3 protein-coding genes are annotated in these 6668 nt (G+C 63.7%); all 3 read right to left on the minus strand.

What is annotated here, in order from left to right; all coding sequences use genetic code 11:
- Nucleotides 1-681 precede the first annotated feature (681 nt).
- The 3 genes from AAGD32_18045 to AAGD32_18055 all read right to left on the minus strand — a co-directional run bounded on the left by AAGD32_18045 (nt 682) and on the right by AAGD32_18055 (nt 6272).
- On the minus strand, nt 682-2727 hold the full coding sequence (locus tag AAGD32_18045) for a beta-galactosidase (GenBank protein MEM8876151.1): 2046 nt from the start codon (nt 2725-2727) through the stop codon (nt 682-684).
- 358 nt (nt 2728-3085) lie between these two features.
- Complete coding sequence (locus AAGD32_18050; GenBank protein MEM8876152.1) at nt 3086-4795, minus strand: ribulokinase; 1710 nt, start codon at nt 4793-4795, stop codon at nt 3086-3088.
- A gap of 100 nt (nt 4796-4895) precedes the next feature.
- Nucleotides 4896-6272, minus strand: coding sequence for a right-handed parallel beta-helix repeat-containing protein (locus AAGD32_18055; protein MEM8876153.1), 1377 nt, complete (start codon nt 6270-6272; stop codon nt 4896-4898).
- Nucleotides 6273-6668 lie beyond the last annotated feature (396 nt).

Genomic DNA, 6668 nt, shown 5'->3' on the forward strand with positions numbered 1-6668 from the left:
ACCCGCCCACCGCGAAACCCGCGGCTTGCGACGGATCCGGAAGTCTGCGTTGTCATCTTCGAACCCCTGAAGAAAAACGACTCGTGACCCGCAACCGGAAAGCAGATCGGCGACGGCCGTTATCGCGTCATCAATCAGATCGGTCAACCCCTCCTTGGGGCAATCGGTCAAAACGATCAAAAAAGATTGCCGCCTACGGGCGAAACGGTCAACGGCTCGGCGTGGAGAGATTATTCATTCGTGGTGTTGGATATGAGGTTGGCGTGTTGTGAGCCGGTCTGGACGGTTTGAAGACTTCGGCATCACGTCTTTCGCGCGGCGGTGATCCGGCTTATCACTTCCGCAGGATGTGTCGATGTCGCTGCTGATCGTCTGCGTTGTGCCGCGGCTGATGCTGAACATTATGAATGACGATCAGAGCACGGGAAAACGACCGCACTGTTCGCCTACGCGGTGAAGGGCATGAATCGGCGTCGTCGCGTGGTTGGGAACATCGGCGTATGAAAGTAAGGAGCGAGGTTACATCGTGGTTTTTTTCCAGCCTTCGCGTCAATCCCATTGACTGTTTCGCGAATCGGCCGCGTCGCATGGTGGACCGCAGATCACGATCTCGAGAAAAAGCCGACTCGAGCTTCATGCCGAAGATCGGTTCTCGATTTTGTGCGGCGTTGGGCTTTGCCTTCAGGTGACGATGGCGCAGCCCTGATTCAGGGCAACGATTTGTTCTGCCCAGGCCGGGCGTTCTAGTGTTGCATCCGACCATAAGTCACGTCCCAGCGCGGTCGCCGACTTGAGTCGAACGGACTGTTGCCCTTCGCCGCCGACGATGACCACGGCGGCTCGATCGCCAAGGTGGATCGGCAAGAAGACCGCGTCCGTAGGTACGGCGGGACGCACGGTCAGGTCGATCGACTCGGTAAGCGACGCGAGCAACTCGTGCCACGCGGGGGACTCGTCGTGGAGCAGCGAGGGGCCGATCGGCGATCTGACGTGAACGACACGGCCTTCGCCGAACCGGCGTTTAAGAGCGAGCGGTTCGCCGTCCGCGAAGCGGGGTGACGCGAGAGCTGACCAAGCGTTCGGGTCTGTCGTGTCGGGGCGAGAGCGGCAAAGGATCGCGTGGCCGCCGGACGCCAACGCCCAGCCCTCGGCTCGGCTTTCTAATCCTTGCATGCGTAAGCCGATCGACGCGCTAAATCCGCCCGGCCAAGGGCGTGGCATGGACAGGTGCTGGTCGCGGCGTCCGGTTGTCGCGTCGATCACAAGAGTCACCCCCGAGCGGACCCGCTCAAGGATCGATTCGGCAAGCTCGGGGTCGTAGGCCGTGAGGTGGGAAAGGATCGCGACGTCTCCGGGCCGGAGGCGTTCGGCCAGATGAATCAGCGGCACGGTCGAGGCGGGGACGCCTTGGCGGAGGCATTCCACAACGAGCATCGCGGCACCGCGGGCGCTGTCTTCGTGGTGTCGGCCCGGCGTGTTGACGAGGGGTTGCCGGCCGTGAATCGCTTCGTACGTTTGAGTCGTGCTGTCCGTCGCGACCCAGACCCGAGGCCGAACGGGTCGCATCGGGCCGTGACTTTGAAGGATCGCGTCGAGACGATCGTGAAGGTGGCGCAACGCGACGGCGCGGGGTCCGGGCTCGTCCGCGTCGTCGAGAAGCGCCCAGTCTCCGGCTTCGTTGTCGTGCTGGCGGGCATTGAAACACCAGCCCGTCACGCTCTTGCTGCCCGCGGCCAGCGCGGCGAGATGGTACTTCGCCACCGCGTCGGGGCCGGCGTCGTTGGGGATCAGGCCGCTGTCGGCGGTATTGCCGGTTTGAACCTCGGTGGTTTCGATCGCGTGTCCGCCCGGGATTTCGCGCAGGGCCGAGACGCCGGCGTAGATCAAACCCGGAAAGTCGGCGCGGTTGGCGAAGGTGAAGTGCCAGGACGGATGGAAGCTCGCTCCCAGGACGTCGACCAGATTGCACATCGCTTCCAGATCGGTGCCGCCGTGGGGGCGATTGGCGTGGATATGCGTCGGGTTGACGCAGGTTGAGGTGATCGGATCGATCGCGCGGACCCAGTCGCGCACCGCGCGGAGTTGGTGTATGAGCCAGTCTTGTCGACAGTTGATCTCGTCCAGATGCGGAAACGAACTGTTCCAAGCCGCTGCGGTATGGGCGGCGTGCGGCACGCGCTCGGCACGCGGGATCTCCTCGAAGGACGCGTAGCCTGTGCCCCATTTCTGGTTCAAGAGGTCGAGGCGGTGGCCGTAGCGATCCCCGAGCCAGGTCCGCCAGAACGCGGAAAACTCCGGCGTGTCCCAGCCTTCGTCGAACGGCTCGTTCCACAGGACCCACTGACCCAGCGCCGGGTGTCGGTGGTAGCGGGTGACGCAAGCCCGTGTGTACGCCTCACTCTTGCCCCACATCGACCGCTCGATGAAGCCCGTGTGCGAGTGCAACATCGAAGGCGTGCCCCAGTGCCAGGGCCCGCTGTTGGCGGTGAGTGTCGCCTTGATCTTGATGCCGTGTCGCCCCGCGGCGTCGAACGCGTGATCCCACAACTCCCAGTTCCACTCGTCTTCAGGCAAATCGGGCGTCGGCTGCAACCAGGGCCACATCAGGAACAGCCGCGCCCAGCCCAGCCCAGTCTGTGCCGCTTTCTTAAATAGGCCGTCTACACGCTTGGGCGTATCGTGTTGCTCCAGCCAAATCTGTGAGCCCAGCAGTTCTCTAGCATCCATGGTCAAAACTCGGCAGAGAGTAGCGGTTCTTGCTTGGCTCGGCGGGGATTAAGGCGCGGACCGATGTACCACCTTTCCGCGACCGTCGTATCGGGAAGACTAACGGCCATTTGCCCTCGATCGGACCAAATCGAGCTTTTAGATTCGGCCGCAACTTCCCCTCCCGTCGCTCGGTATCGCAGCGAGCCTTGGGTAGACGGAAGGCAACAGCCCATATGCATTCACCATAACGCGGCGGGTATCGCCCGTAGTTACAGAAGCAAAGCGGTCAGGCCGGAGGCCCGGCCCGGGCCATGGGTGTCGTCGATGTGCCGCAAGTTCTAAGCTTTGATTCCAGCTCGAGGCTTTAAGCCCGGATTCAAGAACCGGTTTTGCGCTGACGGTCGCGGATGGCCATGAGCTTCGGCATGACCTCGCCAAGGCTTGCCGAGCTGTTCACGCCGCCAAAGGCGTCGTGCAAGGTCGCGTACAACCCAAACAACTCGGCGTAAACCATGACGGCCTGAGGGTCGGGCGTGTAGACCTTGTCTTTCACGCCAGTCATGGCGGCTTGGGCGTCGGCGGCTTTGCTGTAAGCCCCGCCAACAATCGATCCGAAGATCGCTGCGCCCAACGCGCAAGTCTGGCCGGACCGGCTGACCTGCATCGGCCGGTTCAGCACGTCGGCGTAGATCTGCATGACGAACGGGCTTTTCTCGGCGATGCCGCCGCAGTTGATGACGCGTTCGATCTTGACGCCGTACTCCTCGAAACGGTTGACGATCATCAACGCGCCGAACGCCGTCGCCTCGACGACGGCGCGGTAGACCTCGGCGGTGGTGGTGTGCAACGTTTGTCCGAGCAGCAAGCCGGAAAGCCGTGAGTTGACCAGCACGGTGCGATTACCGTTGTTCCAATCGAGCGCAAGCAGACCGGTTGCCCCCGGACGTAGCCGCTCGGCTTCCTGGGTCATGGCGACGTGTGCGTCGCCGGCGTCGGTGTATTTCTCGGGGGCGATTTGCCGCGCCACCCAGTTGAACAAGTCGCCGACCGCGGACTGCCCGGCTTCGAGTCCGTACTCATTCGCGATGACCGAGCCGGGCACGATCCCGCATAGGCCCGGGATGTCGTCCAGCGGCTTACGTTCGTCCACCGGCCAGGTCGTGATGTCGCACGTGCTGGTGCCCATGATCTTCACCAGCGTGCCCGGCGAGACACCGGCACCGACCGCGCCGTGGTGCGCGTCGAAAGCGCCGGTGGCGATCGGGATGCCCGCGGGCAAACCGCATCGTTCGGCGACTTGTGGGTCGAGCCGACCCGCGGGTTCGCTGGAGGGCACGGCCACGTCGTACAGCCGCGACCGCAACGCTCCGAGCTTCGGGTCCAGCTCGCTTAAAAAATCTTCGCTGGGCAGGCCGCCCCACTGTTCGTGATACATCGCCTTGTGCCCCGCCGCGCACACGCCGCGGACAAGCTTGGCCGGGTCAAGGTTTCCGCATGCGTATGCCGGGATCCAGTCCGCACATTCGACCCACGAGTATGCCGCGTCGAACACATCCGGCGCCACCCGTGCACACTTGAGCACCTTCGACCAGAACCACTCAGACGAATATGTTCCGCCGCACTTTGCCAGGTAAGGCTCGCCGCGCTTTTGCGCCAGGGCCGTGATTTCCGCGGCTTCCGCGTGCGACGTGTGGTCTTTCCACAGCCACGCCTGCGCGGCCAGATGTTCCTTGAACGCGGGGGTCATGCCCAGCGGCGTGCCTTCCTTATCGACGGGAATGGGCGTCGACCCGGTCGTATCGATGCCAATGCCGACAACTCGATCCGGCGCGAACGCAGCGTCGTTAAGGGCCGCTTCGACCGCGCCGCGGACGCTGCCTTCGAAGCCGATGATGTAATCGTCGGGCCGCTGACGAGCAAGGTCGGGCTCGGCGGGGTCCAGCAGGATGCCGTGCTCTCCGCTCGGGTAGTTCACGACGTGAGTGGCGACTTCACGTCCGTTCGAGCAGTCCACGACCAAGGCGCGGGCCGAGTTGGTTCCGAAGTCGACGCCAAGGACAAACCGGGTTCCGGGTTCGAGGCTCATTAGGTGTTCCAACGAAAGAAAAAGGGACGCGAAGGAAAAGAAGCGGCCGCGATTAAACGGCCGCTTCGTGAGTAAGTCAACAGTTCGGGCGCGTCATGGCTCAATCGGCAAGTCGGGCACCCATCACGCCTGCGCCGGGCGAGTTGGGCCGCAAGGAGAAATCGAAGCTGTCCAGGTCCACGGGCGGGTGGCCGGGCGTGGCGCGTTTGGGCTTCTTGATAAACCGTGGCGTCTCGCGGAGTGTGCTCGGGCCGAACTTGAAGTTCGGGTGCTCTTCGCCGCCGGAGATCATGTTGTGGCTGTTCACGACGTTCTCCGATTGGTATCCACCGAACGCCCGCTTGTCCGGCAGCGGCACGATCACGTTGAAGTGGACGTTCATGTTGTGCGCCCGGCCGAATTCGATCTCGTTCTCGATGTTCCCCCGCTGCGCGTTTGCGAACAACGTGTTGTTCACGATATCCGCGTTGTCCGACTCGAAGACGTTGACGCCCCGGCCGCCGTTGTAGAAGCAGAGGTTGTCCGCGACGAGGATCCGCCCCTCATACGCCCGGTTGTAGCCGTCCTGGGTGAGGTTGTCTTGGGTGTTTTGTAGGGCGTCGAGGATGATGCCGTTGCCGTCGGAGAGCGAATTGAGCATCCAGAATTCGACAAGGTTATCGTTCTGGAAGCAGATGTTCCGGCGGACCACCGTGCGGTAGACGTCCTGGCGGTCGTCGTGGTTCGCGCTGGTCCAGATGCTGATGCCGCTGCCGCCCCAGGGGGTGTAGAACGCGTTGTGGTGAACGATGTTGTCCTCGATGAGGAGGTAGTCGGCCCGGCCGGTGGCGATCCCGCCGCCCGAACAGTGGTGAACGTGATTGTTGCGGATGATGATGTGATGCGCAAAACGTTTCGGGCCGCCATCGTCCGACGTGCTGACGCGGATGCCTACGCCGAAAAACTCGTTACGCGTGAAGTCGTCGCCCTTGAAGGCTTCGGCGTGGTCCCAGGCTTCCTTGGGATCGACCTCGTCGTTGCGGCCGTCGATCTCGAGGCCCTCAATGACGAGGTGACTCGCGCCGGCAACTTGGATGGCGCGCAGGCTGTTGAAATCGAACACCGGATGCTCGCCGGGATAGTTGGCGTACCGGATCCAGTTCTCGGCGGTGCCCGGGTTGCGGATGATCAAAACCGCGAATTCGCCGGGGTTGTCGGCGTTGCGGTAAGTGCCCCCCCGGAGCAGGACGGTGTCGCCGGGCTGGGTCTGATCGGCGGCGGCTTGGAGCGAGAGCGGGTCGTCCTCCGTGCCGGCGGCGTCGGGCTTGCCGTCGGGCGCGACGACGAGGGTTCGGCCGTTGATGCCAACCGCTTCGATCTCGATGGGAAGGCGCTCGAAGACGTCGGCGTCATTGGCGTACGTGTCGGCCGTGATGAGGACGGTGGCGAGCAGCAGGCACAGCGCGGGCAGCGCGACGGCAATGGGGGAGAACTTCATGGGTGCGTCCGGAGGTGGAGTTCGGGGTCTTTGAGCTCGGAAGGAAACGGCTGAAGGAGAGTCGCGCTGACGCGGCGGTGGCGGTTTCATCGCTGCGGAGCCCGCCGACGGTCGCGAGGCCGCCGGCGTTGGTGATACCGGTGGCCTCAGTACGGATGGGGTTTGCGGTGTCGCCCAGAAAAACGCCGGGGCCGCGCGTCAGCGCGGCCCCGGCAAGATCCGATCGGATCGGCTCAGGCGCCGCGACGGCGCAAGCCGGCGAGCGCGAGACCGCCGAGCAGAGCCAGCGTCGCGGGTTCGGGCACCGCGGAGCCTTCGAAGCTCGGGGCGGCGGTGGAGCCCCAGTTGTTCAGGACGCGGTTGAGTTCTTCCTGGTCGACGTTGGGCGTCGTGAAC

Source organism: Planctomycetota bacterium, assembly GCA_039182125.1.
Lineage (GTDB): Bacteria > Planctomycetota > Phycisphaerae > Tepidisphaerales > Tepidisphaeraceae > JBCDCH01.

Bases quoted from the DNA above. Each gene is read 5' to 3' on its own strand.
- AAGD32_18055 (MEM8876153.1), bottom strand. From the start codon at position 6,272: ATGAAGTTCTCCCCCATTGCCGTCGCGCTGCCCGCGCTGTGCCTGCTG.
- AAGD32_18045 (MEM8876151.1), bottom strand. From the start codon at position 2,727: ATGGATGCTAGAGAACTGCTGGGCTCACAGATTTGGCTGGAGCAACAC.
- AAGD32_18050 (MEM8876152.1), bottom strand. From the start codon at position 4,795: ATGAGCCTCGAACCCGGAACCCGGTTTGTCCTTGGCGTCGACTTCGGA.